The organism is Paraburkholderia sp. EG286B (genome assembly GCF_040965655.1).
Lineage (GTDB): Bacteria > Pseudomonadota > Gammaproteobacteria > Burkholderiales > Burkholderiaceae > Paraburkholderia.
In genome coordinates, this window is record NZ_JBFRCF010000016.1 from 1 (window position 1) to 16,485 (window position 16,485).

Annotated in this window: 15 protein-coding genes and 1 pseudogene; 6 read left to right on the forward strand and 10 right to left on the reverse strand. The window is 62.8% G+C overall.

Features of this window, described 5'->3' with window-relative positions; all coding sequences use genetic code 11:
• The 3 genes and pseudogenes from AB4Y42_RS29520 to AB4Y42_RS29530 all read right to left on the reverse strand — a co-directional run.
• Nucleotides 1-355 (reverse strand): annotated as a pseudogene (locus AB4Y42_RS29520) (NAD(P)(+) transhydrogenase (Re/Si-specific) subunit alpha); the annotation flags it as partial.
• Nucleotides 356-544: 189 nt separating this feature from the next.
• Nucleotides 545-1,786: a CaiB/BaiF CoA transferase family protein gene (locus AB4Y42_RS29525; RefSeq protein ID WP_368696129.1), complete on the reverse strand. Its 1,242-nt coding sequence runs from the start codon at nt 1,784-1,786 to the stop codon at nt 545-547.
• Nucleotides 1,787-1,834: 48 nt separating this feature from the next.
• Nucleotides 1,835-2,629 (reverse strand): crotonase/enoyl-CoA hydratase family protein, encoded by a 795-nt coding sequence (locus AB4Y42_RS29530; protein WP_368687470.1) that lies wholly within the window; start codon nt 2,627-2,629, stop codon nt 1,835-1,837.
• Nucleotides 2,630-2,849: 220 nt separating this feature from the next.
• Here AB4Y42_RS29530 and AB4Y42_RS29535 point away from each other — a divergent pair, with 220 nt between their 5' ends.
• From AB4Y42_RS29535 to AB4Y42_RS29555, 5 genes are all read left to right on the forward strand, one after another.
• On the forward strand, nt 2,850-3,626 hold the full coding sequence (locus AB4Y42_RS29535; protein ID WP_368696130.1) for an enoyl-CoA hydratase: 777 nt from the start codon (nt 2,850-2,852) through the stop codon (nt 3,624-3,626).
• Nucleotides 3,627-3,733: 107 nt separating this feature from the next.
• Nucleotides 3,734-4,720: an NAD(P)H-dependent flavin oxidoreductase gene (locus AB4Y42_RS29540; RefSeq protein WP_368687468.1), complete on the forward strand. Its 987-nt coding sequence runs from the start codon at nt 3,734-3,736 to the stop codon at nt 4,718-4,720.
• Entirely contained in the window at nt 4,717-5,913 is a 1,197-nt protein-coding gene (locus AB4Y42_RS29545) for a CaiB/BaiF CoA transferase family protein (RefSeq protein ID WP_368696131.1), read from the forward strand. Before AB4Y42_RS29540 ends, AB4Y42_RS29545 begins: the two co-directional genes overlap by 4 nt.
• Nucleotides 5,914-5,926: 13 nt before the next feature.
• Nucleotides 5,927-7,219, forward strand: coding sequence for an acetyl-CoA hydrolase/transferase family protein (locus tag AB4Y42_RS29550; RefSeq protein ID WP_368696212.1), 1,293 nt, complete (start codon nt 5,927-5,929; stop codon nt 7,217-7,219).
• 50 nt (nt 7,220-7,269) lie between these two features.
• Nucleotides 7,270-8,466, forward strand: a complete 1,197-nt coding sequence (locus AB4Y42_RS29555; RefSeq protein WP_368687466.1) for an acetyl-CoA C-acetyltransferase — start codon at nt 7,270-7,272, stop codon at nt 8,464-8,466.
• Nucleotides 8,467-8,515: 49 nt separating this feature from the next.
• Here AB4Y42_RS29555 and AB4Y42_RS29560 read toward each other — a convergent pair whose 3' ends face one another.
• Entirely contained in the window at nt 8,516-8,686 is a 171-nt protein-coding gene (locus AB4Y42_RS29560; protein WP_008917747.1) for a rubredoxin, read from the reverse strand.
• 32 nt (nt 8,687-8,718) lie between these two features.
• Nucleotides 8,719-9,921, reverse strand: coding sequence for a cytochrome P450 (locus AB4Y42_RS29565; RefSeq protein WP_368687465.1), 1,203 nt, complete (start codon nt 9,919-9,921; stop codon nt 8,719-8,721).
• Nucleotides 9,922-10,075: 154 nt separating this feature from the next.
• Between AB4Y42_RS29565 and AB4Y42_RS29570 the strand changes: the two genes are divergently transcribed.
• Complete coding sequence (locus AB4Y42_RS29570) at nt 10,076-10,981, forward strand: SDR family NAD(P)-dependent oxidoreductase (protein ID WP_368687464.1); 906 nt, start codon at nt 10,076-10,078, stop codon at nt 10,979-10,981.
• A gap of 63 nt (nt 10,982-11,044) precedes the next feature.
• Here the strand turns inward: AB4Y42_RS29570 and AB4Y42_RS29575 are convergent, their stop codons facing one another.
• The 5 genes from AB4Y42_RS29575 to AB4Y42_RS29595 all read right to left on the reverse strand — a co-directional run bounded on the left by AB4Y42_RS29575 (nt 11,045) and on the right by AB4Y42_RS29595 (nt 16,379).
• Nucleotides 11,045-11,875 (reverse strand): CoA ester lyase, encoded by an 831-nt coding sequence (locus AB4Y42_RS29575; protein ID WP_368687463.1) that lies wholly within the window; start codon nt 11,873-11,875, stop codon nt 11,045-11,047.
• A 64-nt stretch (nt 11,876-11,939) separates the two neighbouring features.
• On the reverse strand, nt 11,940-12,797 hold the full coding sequence (locus AB4Y42_RS29580) for a MaoC family dehydratase N-terminal domain-containing protein (RefSeq protein WP_368687462.1): 858 nt from the start codon (nt 12,795-12,797) through the stop codon (nt 11,940-11,942).
• Between the two features lie 8 nt (nt 12,798-12,805).
• A complete protein-coding gene (locus AB4Y42_RS29585) occupies nt 12,806-13,960 on the reverse strand; it encodes a serine hydrolase domain-containing protein (RefSeq protein WP_368696132.1) in 1,155 nt (384 codons plus the stop codon).
• A 50-nt stretch (nt 13,961-14,010) separates the two neighbouring features.
• Nucleotides 14,011-14,781, reverse strand: coding sequence for an enoyl-CoA hydratase/isomerase family protein (locus tag AB4Y42_RS29590; RefSeq protein WP_368687460.1), 771 nt, complete (start codon nt 14,779-14,781; stop codon nt 14,011-14,013).
• Nucleotides 14,778-16,379 (reverse strand): GMC family oxidoreductase, encoded by a 1,602-nt coding sequence (locus AB4Y42_RS29595; RefSeq protein ID WP_368696133.1) that lies wholly within the window; start codon nt 16,377-16,379, stop codon nt 14,778-14,780. The genes AB4Y42_RS29590 and AB4Y42_RS29595 overlap by 4 nt, the downstream gene beginning before the upstream one ends.
• Nucleotides 16,380-16,485: the final 106 nt, after the last annotated feature.

Below are 16,485 nucleotides of genomic sequence, written 5' to 3' on the forward strand. Positions count from 1 at the left end.
GCGGCGCGGCTTCGAGCGCGAACGCCGTCACGCCAGCCTCGGCGAGTTTCGCGGCGTTCTCCGCATTAAAGGGATCGAGCATGCCGACCAGCACTGCGCCGCGCTTCATGAACGGCAATTCGCTGACGGTGGGCGACTGGACCTTGAGCACGAGGTCCGCGCCGAAGGCCGTGGCCGCATCGGCGACCTGCGCGCCCACGGCCGTGTAGGCCTCGTCGGGATAGCTCGCGCCGACGCCCGCGCCGGCCTGGATCGTGACCGTGTGGCCCTGGGCGACGTACTTCTTGACTGTCTCCGGCGTCGCGGCCACGCGGGTTTCGTTCGCCCGGGTTTCTGCGGGTATTCCAATGTGCATCAAAGAACCCCTGATTGCAAAAGCGTGATACGAAACAAACCAGTTGGCTGCCGAGGGTTCGAGCAACCCCGCAACCATCCCCGAATGTGAATGTCTCGCAACCGCAGAGACATTCGTTGTCCTGATTGATATGGATAGTCCGCAAAAGAGCGCAGCCCCGAAGGGCTGCTCTTCGCAAAATCCTGCTTTCTAAAGTACCTTCTTTTCGCGCAAGGTATCGATATCGGATTGCGACATACCCAGCACATCACGCAGCACGGCGTCCGTGTGCTGCCCGAGCATCGGCGGCGCTCCGTACGAATCGATAGGCGTGCCCGACATCTTCACCGGATTGGCAACCATACGGACCGCCTCGTCGGTGAGCGGATGCGCGACTTCAACACACATCGCACGCGCCTGCACATGGGGATCGGCGAACACTTGTTCCAGATTGTTGATCGGCCCCGCCGGCACCCCAGCCGCGTCGAGAGCCGCCAGCAGTTCATCGCTTTGCCATTTGGCGATAAGCGGTTCGAACACTTCGCCAAGCGCGCGGCGATTCTTCACTCGCAGTGCAATCTCGCTGAATCGTGGGTCGCTGGCGAGTTCGGGATGCCCGAGGACCTGGCACATCCGCGCGTATTGTTCGTTGTTGCCAGCAACGATCATGATGTCGCGATCGGCACAGCGGAACATGCGCGACGGCATGCCGCCGTTTCCCTCCGTACCGCGCCGGATCGGAACCTGCCCCGCAACGAGGTACTGGCTCGCATAGTGCGATGTGGCGGCGATCATCGCATCCAGCAGCGCCAGGTCGATGTACTGCCCCTCCCCACTGCCGCCTTGCGCCGCGTCGCGATGATAGAGCGCGGCGATGATCGCGGACGCCGCGTACTGTCCACAAAGGATGTCCGCGAGACTGGGCCCGGTTTTCATCGGTCCGCCGCCTGGCACGTCGTCGCCGTTGCCCGTGACGCTCATCAGACCGCCCATCGCCTGGAAAATCGAGTCATATCCGGGGCGGGGACTGTACGGCCCGGTTTGTCCGAACCCCGTTATCGAGCAGTAGATCAAGCGGGGATTGACGAGCTTGAGGCTCTCATAGTCGAGCCCGTAGCGTTTCAGGTCGCCAACCTTATAGTTCTCGAGCAGCACGTCGCAATGCGCAGCCAGCGAGCGGATCAGCGTCTGCCCGTCGGGCGTCGAAATATCGCACGTGATCGACTTCTTGCCGCGGTTCGCGCTAATAAAGAACGTCGATTCGCGCGTGACCTTGCCCTCCCGATCCATGAGAAACGGAGGGCCGAACTGCCGCGAATCGTCCCCTTTGCCCGGACGCTCGACCTTGATGACCTCCGCGCCGAGATCCGCCAGCATCTGCGCCCCCCAGGGCCCCGCGAGAATACGGCTCAGGTCGAGTACGCGAACCCCCGTCAACGCGCCTTTTGTCATATCAAACTGTCCCCTTGAATTCACACCGGCCGCGCCGCAAGCCATGCATCAGCGTCCGACGAACTTCGCCGTACGTTTTTCGATGAAGGACTGAACGCCTTCCTTTGCATCTTCCGTGTTGTAGAGAAACTGCTGCGTCGACTGAATCGTCGCGTAGGCATCCTGCCAGCCTTGCCCCAGTGAAACACGCGCGTTCTGAATCGTGGCCTGCACGGCGAGCGGCGCCTGCGAGGCGATTCGCTCTGCGATAGCAAGCGCGCGGTCGAACTCCTGGCCCGCCGGCACGACGTCCTGAACGAAGTTCATGTGGCGCGCCTCCTCGGCAGTAAACTCGTCGCCGGTGAGCAGCACCTTCATCGCGTTGCCCCAGCCGGCACGCTGGACCATGCGGAACGTCGCACCACAACCTGCCATGATCCCCCGCTTCACTTCAAGTTGGGAGAAACGGCAGTTATCGGCGGCCACGGCCACTTCCGACGCGAGCATCAATTCGACCGCGACCGTAAAGCAGATCCCCTTGAGAGCGATGACGACCGGCTTGGTGCGCAGCGGCGCGCGCAAGTTGAACGGATCGACCTCGCCCTCCGGAAGCAAGGGTTTGCCCTCACGGCGCAGCGGCGCGATCTTCGGCATGTCGAGCCCCGCCGTAAAGTGGTCGCCTTCGGCATAGACCAGACCGCAGAACAAATCGCTACTGTTCTCGAGCTGCGTGTAAGCGGCGGCTAGTTCCTTGAACATCTTCGGGGTAAAGCCGTTGCGCTTTTCCGGCCGGTCGATCCCTATCAAAAGCAGGTTCCCGCGTTGTTCAACGCGAATCTGTCCGTCCTCGTGACGAGTCGTCATGCACTGTCTCCTCGCGGTGTTTTCCGTTAGCAAATCTGACCATGGGCTCAATTGACAAAGCCGGGTCACACATTCAGAATCATAAACGTCGTTCACAAATTTGGCAACGCGCGGCACGACCCGGCGCAGTCTGAACGGGGTGCCACAGCCAACACAACCGAGGCCGGGCAGATACCGATGCTGGCTTAAGTGTTCACCCTGATTCCCGCAAGGAAAGACCATGGCCTACGAGACGATCATCGTCGAAATTCACGGCAAGACCGGCTTGATCAAGCTGAACCGTCCGCATGCCTATAACGCGCTGAACAACCAGTTGATGGACGAGCTGACGGCCGCACTCGACGGCCTCGAGGCCGATCCTGCCATCGGCGCGATCGTGCTCACCGGCAGCGAAAAAGCATTCGCCGCCGGAGCCGACATCAAGATGATGGGCGAATGGACGTACATGGACGTCTACAAGAACCAGTTCATCACTTCGAACTGGGAGCGCACCTCGCGTTGCCGTAAACCGGTCATCGCCGCCGTCGCCGGTCTCGCGTTGGGCGGAGGCTGCGAGCTGGCCATGATGTGCGATTTCATTCTGGCCGCCGACAACGCGCGTTTCGCCCTTCCCGAAATCACGCTCGCAACCATTCCCGGCGCCGGCGGCACGCAGCGCCTCACGCGCGTGCTCGGCAAATCGAAGGCGATGGATATGATCCTCACCGGCCGCAAGATGGACGCTGTCGAAGCCGAACGATGCGGGCTCGTGAGCCGCATCGTTCCCGTCGATACGCTCGTCGGCGAAGCGCTGAAAACAGCCGACGAAATCGCGCGATTCTCGCAACCGGTCGTGGCGATGGCGAAAGAGTGCGTCAACCGTGCTTACGAATCGAGCCTCGCCGAAGGCATCCTGTTCGAGCGGCGCATGGCTTATTCGACCTTCGCCACCGAAGACCGCAAGGAAGGCATGGCAGCCTTCGCCGAAAAACGCAAGCCGCAGTTCCGCGATTGTTGAATCGCTGAAAATGCCACTTCTGCCGTGGCTAACCGAGCACGCCAGGCCGCGCGCATCCAGCGCCCTCCTCTGGCACCCACACTCCCTCCCCAGACTACAGGCACGTGATGAAACCCTACGTCAACCGTATTACTGAACTACTCGGCATTCAATACCCCATCATTCAAGGCGGCATGCGCTGGGTGGCGCGGGCTGAACTGGCAGCGGCCGTAGGTAACGCGGGCGGTCTTGGGTTCATCTCCGCGCATACGCATGCAAGCGCCGACGCGCTCGCGCGTGAAATCGACAAAGTGCGTTCGCTCACGGACAAGCCGTTCGGTGTGAATCTGACCGTACTCGGCGCGAATGCCGGTCTCGACTATGACGCGTATGTGCGCACCATCGTTTCGCAGGGTGTCAAGGTCGTGGAAACGGCAGGTAGCAATCCCGCGAAATACATCGCCGAATTCAAGGCGCAGGGCGTCAAGGTCGTCCACAAGTGCGTCACGGTCCGCCACGCGGTAAAGGCCGAATCGCTCGGCGCAGACGCCATCAGCATCGACGGGTTCGAATGCGCGGGGCACCCCGGTGAAGACGATATCCCGGGACTGATCCTGATTCCCGCCGCCGCCGACAAGCTGAAGGTGCCGATTCTCGCCTCCGGTGGTTTCGCCGATGGGCGCGGTCTGATGGCGGCTCTGGCGCTCGGTGCGGACGGCATCAATATGGGCACGCGCTTCATGCTCACGCAAGAATCGCAGGTCCACCCGGCGATCAAGCAACGTCTGCTGGAAGCGACGGAGCGCGATACGGTGGTGGTCGGCCGCTCGCTCGGCGATGCAAGCCGTGTGATCAAGAATAGCGTGAGCCTCGCCGCGCTCGAACTCGAGCGCAGCGGGCACGTGACGCATGCCGACCTCTACGCGCTGACCGGAGCCAAGCGTTGGATGGACGCATTCGGCACGGGAGAAGTCGAAGGCGGCGCGTTCCCCGCCGGGATCGTGACCGGTCTCATCCACGACCTGCCGACTTGTGCGGAACTGATCGAACGCATCGTGAAGGAGGCTGCCGCGATCGCGCAACGCCAGCTCGGCTTCGGAGCCGCTCTCGCATGAAACTCACCGGTCTTCGCGTGGTGGACCTGTCACAGTTCATGCCGGGTCCGTTCCTCGCCGCCAATCTCGCGGAACACGGGGCGCAAGTCGTCAAGATCGAACCGGTCACCGGTGACCCCACACGCGGTGCACCGGGCACGGATGGCGCGTTCTTCGCCGCGATCAACCGCGGCAAGCGCAGCATCGCCCTCGACTTGAAGCATCCCGATGGACGCGAGGCGGCGCTCAAGCTGATGAACGAGGCCGACGTGGTGATCGAATCGTCGCGGCCGGGGGTGGCCGCCCGCCTTGGCATCGACTACGACACGGTGAGCCGGACGAACCCGCGACTCGTTTATTGCGCGATGACCGCATTTGGACAGAATGGCCCGCTCTCTCAACTGCCCGCCCATGATCCGGTGATTCAAGCGCTCGCGGGCACGCTGCCGCGCGATAGCCGCGGGATGCCCGTTACCACGGGGCCGTCGCTCGCGGCGCTCGCCGGTTCGTTGACGGCGTTGTCCGCTGTGTTGATGGCACTCCTGCGCGCGCGGGAAACCGGGCGCGGCGACTATATCGACGTCTCGCTCTTCGATGCGGCGCTCACGGCGCAGCCGTATCTGAGTGGCCGCTTGCTCAACACGCCGGACGTTTCACCTCAGGAAACGCCAGACGACGACAGCGGGCTCGCACTGCTCAGCAGCTATGAGACCGCCGATTCGAAATGGCTCTGCCTCGGCGGCCGGGAGCGCAGTTTTGCCACTAACCTGCTTACGCCACTCGGCCGCCCGGATCTGGTCGGCGACGCCATCGGTCCGGCCGGCGACGGTCAGACGCGGGTGCGCGCATTCCTGACGCGTACCTTCCTGACCCGCACTCTCGATGAATGGCTCGACTGGTTCGAGGGCCGAAACATCAGCGTCGCGCCGGTGCTCTCGCTCGCCGAAGCGCTCGACCATCCACATGCGCATGAGCGCGCGATGATTCAAAGCGATCCGTCCGGACGCAAACACGTTGCAAGCCCGATGCACTTCCGTATGGAGCCTGCGGCGCCGCCGCTCGCCGTTCCGCGCCTTGGTCAGCATACGGAAGCCGTACTGCGCAGCATCGGTTACAGCGAAGAGCGGATCGTGGAAGTCATCGCGTCGGGCGCCGTGCGTGGGCAGTACGACGACATCTATGCCGTTGCGCAAACGACTCAAACTACGCACTGACGCGAACAACATCATGCCTTTACTGCTAGAGGCGGACTCCGTCGACTTCGCATCCATCGTTCGTCCCGGAGATACCGTCGCGTGGGGTCAATCGAACGCGGAGCCCCTCCCACTCACGAGAAAGTTGCTAGAGCAACGGCACGGCATCGGCGCGTTTCGGATTTTTCTGGGCGCTAGTCGTTTCGACACGTGCCGGCCGGAGCACGCTGACTGCATCGATTTCGTTTCGTACTGCGGCACAGGCGCCAACCGCGCTTTGGCCAAGGCTGGCGCACTCGATATTCTTCCGTGCCACTACTCGCAGTTTCCCCAGATGATGGAGTCGGGCCAGTTTCCCATCGACGTCTTGCTGCTGCAGCTGGCGCCGCCCGATTCACTGGGTCGCTACAGCCTCTCCATTGCGCACGAGTATCTGATTCCGGCACTGAAGCACGCGCGCGTCGTCGTCGCAGAGGTGAATGAGCAGGCGCCCTGGACGTACGGCGAGCGCTACCTTCGCGACGATGAGATCGACTTCATCCTGCCGACGTCGCGCGCTCTACCCGAAAGTTCGCCCAGCGCAGCAAGCGCAACGGAACTGGCGATTGCGCGGTACACGGCAAGTTTGATCGATGACGGCGCCACGATTCAACTTGGTCTCGGCGCGATTCCAGAGGCGATCCTTGCCTGCCTCTCCGATCGTCGAAACCTCGGCATTCATTCCGGCACGATTGGGGACAAAGTCGCCGATCTAATGCTAAGCGGCGTCATCAACAATGCGCGCAAATCCATCGACATAGGCAAGACCATCGCCGGCGTGATGATGGGTGGCCGCCGCATTCACGAGTTCGCGCACCGCAACGACGCCATCGAGTTTCGTTCGACCCGCTACACGCACGACCCGCATGTGCTCGCGAGCATCGATCGCTTCGTCGCCATCAACTCGGCGGTCGAAGTTGATCTGAGCGGACAGATCAACGCCGAAATTGCGGGGGGCGTGTACGTGGGCGCAGTGGGCGGCGCGCTCGACTTCCTGCGCGGCGCGCGACGCTCTCATGGCGGCGTTCCCGTCATCGCACTGCCCTCCACGGCTGGCAAGGGCGCCACCCGCATTGTCGCGTCGTTGACCGGACCGGTTAGCACGCCGCGCAGCGACGCCGGGATCGTGGTGACGGAATACGGCGTAGCCGATCTGCGCGGACTGACGCTGCGGCAACGGCGCGAGCGCATGCTTGCGATCGCCCATCCGGACCATCGTGGCGCGATCGACCAGATGGCCGGCGCCCCGCCTTCCAATCGTTCCGGAAGTGCGACGCTCGTCGCCTGATTGCCATCGGGCCCGAATCAGAAACTCGAAACCCTGCAAGGAACTGTCCCATGAAACGCGCAGCAATTGTGTCCCCCGTACGCACGCCCGTCGGCACCTTTGGCGGTAGCCTGCGCGGTGTCTCCGTCGAAGAACTCGGCGCACTCGTTGCGAACGAAACGATCCGGCGAGCGAGACTCGATCCCGCTCGCATCGACGATGTCGTGTTCGCACAATCGTACGCGAGCAGCGAAACGCCCTGCGTGGGCCGCTGGATCGCGCTGCAGGCGGGCCTGCCCGTGGCAGTGCCGGGCATGCAACTGGACCGTCGCTGCGGCGGCGGCCTGCAGGCCCTCGCCACCGCGGCGATGATGGTGCAAACCGGCGCCGCCGACGTGGTGCTGGCCGGCGGCGTGGAAAGCATGAGCAACATCGAGTACTACAGCACGGACATGCGCTGGGGCGCCCGTTCGGGCTCCGTTCAGTTTCACGACCGTCTCGCACGCGGCCGCGAGCGCTCGCAGCCCGAATCTCGCTTCGGCTATATCTCCGGCATGATCGAGACAGCGGAAAATCTCGCCACCGACTATGGCATCAGCCGCGAGGCCGCCGACGAATTCGCGTTACGCAGCCACCAGCGCGCGGCGGCGGCGTGGGAGTCGGGCCGCATGGCCGAGGAAGTCGTTGCGGTCAGCGTGCCCCAAAAGAAGGGCGAGCCGCTCCGTTTCTCCAGGGACGAAGGATTCCGGGCGGACGCCAGCATGGAAAGTCTCGGCAAGCTTCGCGCTTTGATGCCGGGCGGCACGGTGACCGCCGGCAACTCCAGCCAGCAGAATGACGCCGCCGCCGCTTGCCTCGTGGTTGCGGAAGACCGTATCGAAGCGCTCGGGCTCGAACCCATCGCCTGGCTGACCGGCTGGGCCGCCGCCGGCTGCGAGCCGTCACGCATGGGCATCGGCCCCGTGCCTGCGGTCCAGAAGCTCATGGCGCGCACGGGTCTCTCGCTCGATCAGATGGATCTCGTCGAAGTGAACGAAGCGTTCGCATGCCAGGTGCTGGCAGTCCTCAAAGGCTGGAACTGGCACGATACCGACCGGCTCAACGTGAACGGCTCCGGCATATCGCTCGGCCATCCGATTGGCGCAACGGGCGTGCGGATCATGACGACGCTCCTGCACGAACTGACGCGTCGAAAGGGACGATATGCGCTCGAGACCATGTGCATCGGCGGCGGCCAGGGTATCGCCGCCGTCTTCGAGCGCGTTTGACACTGGGCGACGCAGCGCACGGCCTGGCGCCGTGCGCGTGCCCTAACCCTCAGGCCTCCACCTCGACCATCACGAAGTCGGCCTTGGTCGCGCCGCACTCGGGGCATGCCCAGTCATCCGGGATGTCTTCCCAGCGGGTGCCGGGCGCGATGCCCTCCGCCGGAAGTCCCGCCGCTTCGTCGTAGTAAAACCCGCAAAAAATGCATTGCCACTTTTTCATGATCGTCTATGAGTCGTTGAGGTGGGGTTATTTCAGGGCGCTACGTCCCAGGCGAGCGGCAGATAAAGCATGCCGTTGACCGAGCCCGAGCCGCATCGTGGCTTGTCGCCCTCGCGAATGCGGAAATCGGGAATGCGTTTGAGCCATTCCTGCAGGAACACCTTGATCTCCGTGCGCGCGAGAAACGATCCCGGACAGCGATGCGGTCCGTTGCCGAAAGCCGCGTGCATCACCGGCTTGCGCGTGAGGTCGACGGCAAGCGGGTTGCTGAACTTGCGGTCGTCGAGGCCGAACAGAGAGTTCGGCAACTGGATCTGGTCACCCTTCCTGAACTGGATGCCTTTGTATTCCATGTCCTCGGTAATGAGCCGCGCGGTATTCGCCACGCCAAAGCGCCGGATCAATTCGTCGACCGACGACACCATCAGTTCCGGATTCTCGATGAGTTGCTGCCGGTGCGCCGGATTCTCGGCGAGGAAACGTGCGATGAAACCCATCATCGAGGCGACGGTATCCAGGCCACCGAACAGCACGACGATAAACATCCCGAACATGCGCTCGGGGCTGATCGGCTTGCCATCGACCTGTGCGTTGACAATCAGGCTGACCAGATCGCCGCCCGCCTGGGCCTTGCGCTTTTCCACCCAGGTGGCGATATAGCCGCCAAGGCGATGCTGGGATTCGATGCGTTCGTCGAGATTGCCGCGTACGGCCCACTCCGCCCATTCGAGCAGTTGCTCGCGATCGCTCAACGGAAGGTCTGCGAGACGCAGAAAAATCACGATCGGCAGGATCTTCGAGAACTCCGAGACGAACTCGCATTCGCCTCGCGGAGCGATCTTTTCGATCAACTCGATTGCGAGGCTGCGCACGTCGCTCTCGAGCGACGCGATTGCCTGCGGAAGAAAAGCGGGCGTGATCAGGTTGCGGTACGCAGTGTGCTCAGGCGGGTCGAGTTCGAGCGGCACGAGCCGCGACTCGTTGAGCGGCGGAATGTTGACGCTTTGATGCGAGAAGCGCGTATGGTCCTTCTGCATCGCCTCGATATCTTCACCTCGCGTGGCGATCCAGTGGCCTCCATAGTAAGGGGACCATACGATGTCGGGCCCCGCGTGCAGCGACTTCCATGCCAGATGAACATCGTCTTGTGCGTCAGGCGGGTTCATATAGTCGAAATCGACCACAAGGTCTCGCGGAACATGGTCCGGCACGGTCCAGCCTTTCGTATGATTCATCTTGCGTCTCCTTTCATTTCGTCGTCTTCGAATGGATGAATCGCCACACTCTGCGTCAATGCGTCGGCGTTCATATTATGCAACGTCGTTCAGTTTTGCTATTATACCGAGGCGAGCATTTCTACATCAACGCCTGTATCGAACGGAGACAAGAGTGAGCGATTTCGTCAAGGACAAGGTGGTAGTGGTAACGGGTGCGGGTGCCGGCATCGGGCGCGACTTCGCGCTGCAATTCGCGGCGAACGGCGCCAAGGTCGTCGTCAACGACCTCGGTCGCAACGCCGAAACCGGCGAATTCGCCGCACAGCGCGTTGTCGCGGAAATCAAGGAGGCCGGCGGACAAGCGGTTGCCTCGATGGACAGCGTCGCCGAATGGGATTCGGCGCAGAAGATCGTGCAGGCCGCGCTGGACACGTTCGGCCGCATCGACTGTGTGGTGAACAACGCCGGCATCGTGCGTGACCGCATGTTCTTCAACATGAGCCTCGACGAGTGGAAGGCCGTGGTCGACGTCCACCTGAACGGGTCGTTTTTCGTGGCGCGTGCGGCGGCTCCGCATTTCAAGGCGCAAAACGGCGGCAGCTTCGTTCATATGACCTCCACGTCGGGTCTGATCGGCAATATCGGGCAAGCCAACTACTCGGCCGCCAAGATGGGTGTCGTCGGTCTGTCCAAGTCGATCGCCCTCGACATGGCCAAATTCAACGTGCGTTCGAATTGCATCGCACCGTGGGCGTGGACCGCGATGACGGCCTCGATTCCCTCGGAAACGCCGGAGCAAAAGGCACGCGTCGAGATTCTCAAGCGCATGGAATCGCGCAAGATCGCGCCACTCGCCGTGTACCTCGCTTCCGACCAGGCCGCCAAGGTTTCGGGCCAGATCTTCGGTGTGCGCGCCAACGAAATCTACTTCTTCAACCAGATCCGCATGATCCGCTCACTGCATCGCGACGGCGGCTGGACGCCCGAAGCGATTGCCGAACAGGTCATGCCGGCGTTCGAGTCGAGCTTCTTCCCGAACGTGCCTTCCATGGCGCTCACGCCGTGGGATCCGGTGTAAGCACAGTTGGACCACGCCCGCGCCACATCTTTCGGTGGCGGCGCGGGCGCCCCGCAATTCCCCTTACCCTTCTACCGAACCACGCACGCTTTCGGTCTTTTCGGACAAGCTGACGATGCGTCTTGCCTTGAGCAAGACCGGCAAGTCCACCATCCGTCCATCCACGGACACTGCCCCGCCTTCAGCGCGCTCATATGCCTCGACAATTTTCCGCGCCTTGGTGATTTCATCTGCGCTTGGGCTGAACGCAGCGTTGACCGCTGCAACCTGGCGCGGGTGAATACACAGCTTGCCGCCGAAACCCAGCGATCTTGCCTTCGACGCGTCATGCGCGAGTTGCCGTTCGTCATCGATCGCCACGGTTACGCCATCCACCGGAGACTGAATTCCGGCTACACGCGAGGCCAGCACGATGCGCGAACGCGCGTGCAGCAACGCGTCCCATGAACCATCGCAATCGAGATCGAGTTCGAAGTCCACCGAGCCGAAAATGAGCCGCTCGACACCGGGCATGCGCGCCACTTCCAACGCGTTCCAGACGCCCTCGGCGGATTCGATGATCGGCCATATCGGCTTCTGCGTTGCCACGGCGACAGCGGTCAGCGCTGCCGCGTTCTCCGCCTTGGGCAGCACGATGCCATCGATACCGTCGAGCACTGCAAGCGAGAGGTCATCCTCGAACCACTGAGTGCCAGCGCCATTGATGCGCAACAGCACGCGAACAGGCGCAGCCACAAATGTTCGCGCGGCATCGGCAACATGTGCGCGCGCGGACGCTTTATCCACGTCCGCGACGGCGTCTTCGAGGTCCACGATCACTGCATCGGCGCCTGCCGCGAGCGCCTTGGCGAATCGCTCGGGTTTGCTCCCAGGCACAAAAAGAAACGAACGCATAAAACTCCAGTTCAGAGACCGGTCCGCGGAAGTTAAAACACGTTGGCGGACCGGATTCAACACATCAGGCGAGCACGGCCGATGCTTCCATGCGCAACGACCCATCGCTACCCGAAATCCACAAGATCACCTTGCCGGGGTCCGATTCGTCCCGCTTCCCGCAGACATAGAAAGGTAACGTGTCCACCACCGGCTTGATCGCGCGGAACGAAAACGATCGCACGCGCACGCCCGGCAGCTCGGATCTCAGCGAGTCCATAAGTAGCGTGGCGAGCAGAGGGCCGTGCACGACGAGCCCCTCATATCCCTCTTCGCCGGTCGCGTATGGCCGATCGTAGTGGATACGATGACCATTCAAGGTAAGCGCCGAATAGCGAAACAGCAGCACGGGATCGGGAACGACCTCGCGCGCCCACTGAGCGCTCGCGGGCGCGGCCTGTGGCGCAGCCGGCTTTTCGCTCGCAGCCGGATGGTCTCGATAAACGATATCCTGGCGTTCGACGATCGCGAGTCCGGCAACGTCGCTGACCTCGTGCTTGACCTTGACGAACACGAGATCGCCGGTACGTCCCTGCTTGTGTGCAACGCTCTCGATGCGAGAAAGCCGCGTAATCGCGCTGCCCGCCTTCAGCGGCCGCAGAAACTCGAGTTGACTGCCCGCCCACATACGCCGCGGTAAGTCGACAGGCGGGAGGAAACCTCCACGCTTTGGATGACCGTCCGATCCGACCATCGACTGACGATGAACCGGCAGAAAATAAAGCCAGTGCCACAACGGCGGCAAGTCATCGCCCGCCGCAGCAGACGGTTCGTCACGGTCGAGCATGGCGCCGAGCGCCGCCATCGGCGTGAGCGTGACCTGGTCCTGCACTTCCTCGGTGCGTCCGGTCCATTGCTGCAAATACGTGATATCCATGACCATTGCGGTGATCACTCCAGATCCAGCGCTTCACGAATCGCAACGGCGATCGGGAGCAGCGGATCTTCTTCCGGCGTGGTCGGATTGAACAGCTTGTTGTGGCAGATTGCCACCGCGAGTTCCGTGTCCGGGTCCGCCCAGCCGATCGAATTGCCCTGCCCCGGATGACACAATGCGCGCGGCGAACGCGCCGCCGTCACCGGCGGATGATTGCCGCCGAACCAGAAGCCGCCGATCGTGATCGGAATCGGAAAGCCGAACATTACGGGGTCCGGCTCTTCGCTGTTGGCGCGCGGCGTATTCAGCGTGGCCACGAGTTCCTTCGAAAGGATCCTCACGCCGTCCAGCTCACCACCGCACGCAAGCATCGCCCAAAAACGCGCTTCACTACGCGCATTGAAGATCCCGCCCACGCCCGCCACCTCGGCGCGCCGTACGTCCGGGCGCTCGAACACCTGCGGCGTCAATGCGACCTGCTGCGGCATCGAGCGCAGGAACAGAGGCGGCAGGTATTCCGCGGGAACCGGCACCATTGCGTCGGTAAGACGAGCGACGCGTGGCTCGACCTCATCAGGAATGCCAATCCAGAGATCGTGTATACCGAGCGGCTTCGCAATCTCCTCCTGAACGAAACGGCCCAGCGAGCGCTTCTTCGGATCGGCGCGTCGGACCAGTTCGCCAACGATCCAGCCGAAGGTCATCGAAAGATAAAGCGTCTTCGTGCCCGGCTCGGCGAGCGGCTCCAGGTTCGCGATGGCGCGCGTCATCCATTGCCAGTCGCACATCAGTTCCGGCGTCACGCCGTCCGGCATCTGCGGCACGCAGGCGCGGTGAGTCAGCACATCGCGTACCGTCGTCTTGTCTTTCCCGTGCGCACCGTACTCCGGCCAATAGCGCGTGACCGGCGCGTCGTATTCGATGAGTCCGCGGTCCGCCAGAATGTGCAGCGCGGTTGCCGCGACGGCCTTCGTCACCGAATAGACGTTGAAGAGCGTATCGCCGTCAACCAACCGGCCGGTGGACGGATCGGCCACGCCGCTCCATGCGTCGATCACGAGCTTGCCATTCAGATAGGCCGCCACCTGCACGCCGATCTCGCCGCCTTCCCGCGTCGCACGGTCGAGCGCTTGTTGAACAAGCGCGTTTCGCTCGGATAATGTTTGCACTGTCAGGTCCATATCGTGTCTCCCATTCGTGAACATGTCGCTTTGACGGGCTAGGTCTTGCCAGACTGCGCAGCAATACCGGCAAGCCCTTCAAGCGCGAGTCCGTAGCCCAGTTCGTCGACCATGCGACGCTTGAATGGCTGAGCAAAGACCGCGCGGGTATAGCGCAGGGTTTCGATCGGCTTCGCCGCGAGGCCGCGGGCGATCTCCCAGGCGCGCTCGAGCAGCGCTTCCTGGGCGAGGACTTCGCCGACCACGCCAAGCTCCCACGCGCGTTGCGCCGTCATGCGCTCGCCGGTGAGCAGAAAGTGGCGTGCGCGGTTATGGCCGACCAACATCGGCCAGACGATCTGCACGCCATCCGCCGGCACGACGCCGTGAACGAAGTGCGCCTGATCCGAGATTTCGGCGTGACTGGACGCGAGCACGATATCGGAGAGCACGAGTAACTCGGCGTGAATGTGCGCCGGGCCGTTGATTGCGCCGATCACGGGAACCGGAATGTCCAGCAGTTGCATGAGCAAGTCCTGCCCCTCGCGCTGCAGGCGCGGCCAGATTTGCGCAAGCGGTTCCGCCGGCAGCTCGGCGTAGTTCATGGCGTCGCAGAAAGCATTGCCGGTGCCCGTCAGGATCACTACGCGATTTTCGAGGTCGCGTGCGATCTGATAGAACGCCTCGCCCAGCTGACTGTGAATGCTGCCGTCGAGCGCGCCCCACTTGAGGGGGCCGCCATCCGTGTGCAGGCGCACCTGTAGAACGCCATCGCGCCGCTCGAATTCGATGTTCGCAAAGCGCTTGCCATAGTCCTCGAGACAGCTCATCGTGCGTCCTCGAGGATCAGGCCGGCGGCGCGCCATGCCATCGCCATCATGGGGCCGTTGGTGTTACCGGAAATCATCGTGGGCGTCACGGAGAGATCCATCACGCGCAGGCCTTCAACGCCCCGCACGCGCAAGCGCGAATCGAGCACGGCAAGCGGATCGGAGCCCATCTTGCAGGTGCCGCAAGCGTGGTAGCCGGACTGTCCATCGCGCCGGTAGAGGTCGAGAATTTCGGCGTCGGTCTGAACGGCGGAACCTGGACGCGTTTCTCCTTCCAGCAGGCTAGCGAGCGGATCGGCGGCCAGCACGTTTCGCATGAGGCGGAATGCGTTGACGGCCATCCGCTGGTCGTACGAATCGGCGAGGTAGTTCGCAACGACTTCGGGCGGCACGCGCGGGTCCGCCGACTGGATCCTCACGTGTCCCTCACTGCGCGGACGCAGTGGATAGCTGAAAAGCTGCATGCCAGGAAACGTCTCGAACGCATAGCTGGCCGCGCCGAAATCCATCGAGTACGGCGCCATCATCAACTGAACGTCGGGGCGCTTCGCGTCGGGAGCAGTCTTGACGAAACCACCCACCTGATAGGAGCCGAGCGACATCACGCCACGACGGAACAGGAAATACTGCATCGCGTTGCGCCACAGGCGCAGGCCGCTGAACTGCCGGTTCTGCGAATCGCGCCACTCCTGCAAACGCGCCTGCATCATATACAGATAGTGCTCGCGCATGTTGAGCCCGACGCCCGGGCTTGCTGCCACGACCGGAATGCCAAGCGACTGCAGATGGCCGGGATCGCCAATGCCCGACAACTGCAAAAGCCGCGGCGACTCGATCGCTCCAGCCGACAGCACGACTTCGCGGCGTGCAAGGTAAACGATCTGCTGCCCCGCGCTTTCGCATTGCACGCCAGTTGCGCGCGTACCGTCAAACACGATTCGGGCGGCCTGCGTCGCGGTAACGACCGTGAGGTTCTTGCGCGAGCGAGCAGGTTTCAGAAAGGCTTCGGCCGAGCTCTGCCGCTGTCCCTTGCGTATCGTATAGATCAGATAGGCCACGCCCTCGTGGTCGAGCCGGTTGATGTCCTCCACGCGCCGAATGCCAAGCGATCGGCACGCCTCGAGAACAGCGTCGCCAATACGGTTGCGCTGTGCATATGGCGAGACTTTCAGTGGGCCGCCCGAACCCCGCAGTTCGTCGGCGCCCAGCGCGTGATCTTCGATCTGCCTGAAGCACGGTGACAGGTTCTGCCAACTCCAGCCCTCCACGCCCAGTTCGCCCCATCCGTCGTAGTCGTCAGGATGTCCACGCATGTACACCATGCCGTTGATGCTGCTCGAACCTCCGAGCATCTTGCCGCGAAGCCAGATTTCATTGCGGTGCCCGTTGCCGTCGTCGGGCTGCACCGGGATGAACCAGGCGTGCGCCGGATCGCCCAGCAGCTTCCCGAAACCCTTGGGCATCCGGATCAGGGGACTGCGATCCTCGGGTCCTGCTTCAACAAGCAGCACCGTGTGGCGCCCGCTTTGCGAAAGACGGTTGGCGAGCACGCAACCCGCCGCGCCCGCGCCAACCACGACATAGTCAAACTCCGTCATCAATGCGTTCTCCGCCGTCGGTGCGCGCCGGGCAACTCTATGCGCGAGTTGTCCGGCGGCACTTGCCTTGTTGGTCGGCCTCGTGCAAAGCCCGTGAGGCCGGCTT

Bases quoted from the DNA above. Each gene is read 5' to 3' on its own strand.
- AB4Y42_RS29580 (WP_368687462.1), bottom strand. From the start codon at position 12,797: ATGGTCATGGATATCACGTATTTGCAGCAATGGACCGGACGCACCGAG.
- AB4Y42_RS29535 (WP_368696130.1), top strand. From the start codon at position 2,850: ATGGCCTACGAGACGATCATCGTCGAAATTCACGGCAAGACCGGCTTG.
- AB4Y42_RS29590 (WP_368687460.1), bottom strand. From the start codon at position 14,781: ATGAGCTGTCTCGAGGACTATGGCAAGCGCTTTGCGAACATCGAATTC.
- AB4Y42_RS29545 (WP_368696131.1), top strand. From the start codon at position 4,717: ATGAAACTCACCGGTCTTCGCGTGGTGGACCTGTCACAGTTCATGCCG.
- AB4Y42_RS29530 (WP_368687470.1), bottom strand. From the start codon at position 2,629: ATGACGACTCGTCACGAGGACGGACAGATTCGCGTTGAACAACGCGGG.
- AB4Y42_RS29555 (WP_368687466.1), top strand. From the start codon at position 7,270: ATGAAACGCGCAGCAATTGTGTCCCCCGTACGCACGCCCGTCGGCACC.
- AB4Y42_RS29540 (WP_368687468.1), top strand. From the start codon at position 3,734: ATGAAACCCTACGTCAACCGTATTACTGAACTACTCGGCATTCAATAC.
- AB4Y42_RS29565 (WP_368687465.1), bottom strand. From the start codon at position 9,921: ATGAATCATACGAAAGGCTGGACCGTGCCGGACCATGTTCCGCGAGAC.
- AB4Y42_RS29575 (WP_368687463.1), bottom strand. From the start codon at position 11,875: ATGCGTTCGTTTCTTTTTGTGCCTGGGAGCAAACCCGAGCGATTCGCC.
- AB4Y42_RS29595 (WP_368696133.1), bottom strand. From the start codon at position 16,379: ATGACGGAGTTTGACTATGTCGTGGTTGGCGCGGGCGCGGCGGGTTGC.
- AB4Y42_RS29550 (WP_368696212.1), top strand. From the start codon at position 5,927: ATGCCTTTACTGCTAGAGGCGGACTCCGTCGACTTCGCATCCATCGTT.
- AB4Y42_RS29525 (WP_368696129.1), bottom strand. From the start codon at position 1,786: ATGACAAAAGGCGCGTTGACGGGGGTTCGCGTACTCGACCTGAGCCGT.
- AB4Y42_RS29560 (WP_008917747.1), bottom strand. From the start codon at position 8,686: ATGAAAAAGTGGCAATGCATTTTTTGCGGGTTTTACTACGACGAAGCG.